Raw genomic sequence first — 3,037 nt, forward strand, 5'->3', positions numbered from 1 at the left:
GGCGAGCGTGGCGCCGACGCCGCCGGTCCCGCCGGTGATCAGTACGGTGCCGTCGGTGCGCCAGGGGGCGGCGTCGGCGCCACGCTCGCCCGGCACCTGGTCACCGCGCACGGCGTACGCGGACTGCTGCTCACCGGCCGCCGGGGCGCGGACGCCCCCGGCGCCCAGGAGCTGCGGTCCGAGCTGACCGCACTCGGCGCCGAGGTCACGATCACCGCCTGCGACGCCGCCGACCGCGACGCACTGGCCGAGGTCCTGGCCGCCGTACCGGAGCGGCTGCCGCTGAGCGCGGTGGTGCACGCGGCCGGAGTGCTCGACGACGCACTGGTCGACTCCCTCGACGACACCCGCCTGGACACCGTCCTGCGGCCCAAGGCCGACGGAGCCTGGAACCTCCACGAGCTCACCCGTGACAGCGACCTGTCGGCGTTCGTCCTGTTCTCCTCCACCGCCACCCTCCTGGACGGTGCGGGGCAGGGCAACTACGCCGCCGCCAACGTCTTCCTCGACGCCCTGGCCATCCACCGCGCCGCCCACGGCCTCCCCGCGACCTCGCTCGCCTGGGGGCTGTGGACCGGCACCGGCGGCATGGGCGGCGCCCTCGACGAGGCCGCGCTGCGGCGCATCGAGCGCCTCGGCCTCCAGCCCCTGTCCGTCGCGGAGAACCTCGCCCTCCTGGACCGCGCGATCACCACCGAGGCCCACCCGGCCGTCGTTCCCGTACGGCTCAACCTGCGCACGCTCAATGCCCGCGCCGACGAGGCCCCGGCCCTCCTGCGGGCCCTGGTCCGTCCGCCGCGCCGCGCCGTGGGGGGCGGCGGGGTCAGCGTCGAACAGTCCCTCGCGCGCAGCCTGGGCGGCCTGACCCGCCCGGAGCGCGGCGAGGCCCTCCTCGACCTGGTCCGTACCCAGGTGGCCGCCGTCCTCGGCCACGACGGGCCCGAACGCGTCGTCACCACAAGGGCGTTCAACGAGATGGGCTTCGACTCCCTCGCGGCCGTCGAACTCCGCAACCGGCTCGGCTCCGCCACCGGACTGCCGCTGACGGCCACGCTCGTCTTCGACTACCCCTCGCCCGCCGCCCTCGCCGACCACCTGGCCTCCCGGCTCGGCGGCGACGCGGATCAGCGGGCCGGGCGGCCCGTTCCGGCCGCCGCCACCGTCTCCGACGACGACCCCATCGCCATCGTCTCCATGGCCTGCCGCTACCCCGGCGGCGTGTCCTCGCCCGAGGAGCTGTGGCAGCTCGTCGAGGAGGGACGCGACGTCGTCTCGGCGTTCCCCACCGACCGCGGCTGGGCCACCGACATCCACGACCCGGAGCCCGGCGCGCCGGGCAAGAGCCTCACCGACCAGGGCGGATTCCTCCACGAGGCCGCCGACTTCGACGCCGAGTTCTTCGGCATCAGCCCCCGCGAGGCCCAGGCCATGGACCCCCAGCAGCGGCTGCTGCTGGAGATCGCCTGGGAGACCGTCGAGCGCGCAGGCATCGACCCGCACGCCCTGCGCGGCAGCGACACCGGTGTGTTCGCCGGTGTGATGTACCACGACTGGGGGCTGCGGCTCGGCCCGCTGCCCGAGCACGTGGCGGGGTACCACGGCAACGGCAGCCTCGCCAGCGTGGTGTCCGGCCGGGTCGCCTACACGCTCGGCGTCGAAGGCCCCGCCGTCACCGTCGACACCGCCTGCTCGTCCTCCCTGGTCGCCCTGCACTGGGCGGCCCAGGCCCTGCGCCGGGGCGACTGCGCGCTCGCCCTCGCGGGCGGCGTCACCGTCATGTCCACCCCCGACACCTTCGTCGACATGAGCCGGCAGCGCGGCCTGGCCGCCGACGGACGGTGCAAGTCGTTCGGCAGCGGCGCCGACGGCACCGGCTGGGGCGAGGGCGTCGGCATGCTCCTGCTGGAGCGGCTCTCCGACGCCGAACGCAACGGCCACCGCGTGCTCGGCATCGTCCGGGGCTCCGCCGTCAACTCCGACGGCGCCTCCAACGGCCTCACGGCGCCGAACGGCCCGGCCCAACAGCGCGTCATCCGGCGCGCGTTGAGCGTCGCCGGCCTCACCCCCGCCGACGTCGACGCCGTCGAGGGCCATGGCACCGGAACCGTCCTGGGCGACCCGATCGAGGCCCAGGCACTGCTGGAGACCTACGGCCAGGAGCGCCCCGCGGACGGCAGCCCGCTGCTGCTCGGCTCCATCAAGTCCAACATGGGCCACACCCAGGCGGCCGCCGGGGTGGCGGGCATCATCAAGATGGTCCAGGCGATGCGCCACGGCACCCTGCCCGCGACCCTGCACGCCGACGAGCCGTCACCCCAGGTGGACTGGGACTCCGGCGCCGTCGCCCTGCTGACCGGCCCCACCGCCTGGCCCGCGCACGGCCGCCCGCGCCGCGCGGGGGTGTCGTCGTTCGGTATCAGCGGCACCAACGCCCACGTGATCATCGAGGAGCCGCCCGCCGCCACGCCGCAGGACGCGCCCGAGCCGGCCGGGACCACGTCCGGCCCGGTCGCCTGGCCGCTGTCGGCGAGGACTCCGGACGCGCTGAGCGCCCAGGCGGCGCGCCTGCTCAGCCACCTCGCGACCGTCCCCGACGACGCACTCGCCGCGACGGGCCACGCCCTCGCGACGACCCGCGCCGCCCTGGACCACCGCGCCGTCGCACTCGGAGCCGACCGGACGGAACTCAGCGCGTCCCTGGAGGCGTTGGCCTCCGGCGCGGGGCCGGTGCGGGACACCGTCAGCGAGGGCAAGGCCGCGTTCCTGTTCACGGGTCAGGGTGCGCAGCGGTTGGGGATGGGCCGGGAACTGTATGAGACGTTCCCGGTGTTCGCGGAGGCGTTCGACTCCGTGGTTGCCGAGCTGGACGCGCGGTTGGGGCGTTCGTTGCGTGAGGTGGTGTGGGGTGAGGATGCCGAGGTCCTGAACGGGACGATGTTCGCGCAGGCCGGGTTGTTCGCGGTGGAGACGGCGTTGTTCCGGTTGGTGGAGTCGTGGGGGGTGCGTGCGGACTTCTTGGTGGGTCATTCGGTGGGTG

The 3,037-nt window shown here is 75.0% G+C and carries 1 protein-coding gene; it reads left to right on the top strand.

What is annotated here, in order from left to right:
* Positions 1-3,037: type I polyketide synthase (locus tag J1C73_RS19855; protein ID WP_242644427.1), on the top strand; the 3,037-nt coding region annotated here is incomplete at both ends.

The organism is Streptomyces laculatispora (assembly GCF_017353455.1).
Classification (GTDB): domain Bacteria; phylum Actinomycetota; class Actinomycetes; order Streptomycetales; family Streptomycetaceae; genus Streptomyces; species Streptomyces laculatispora.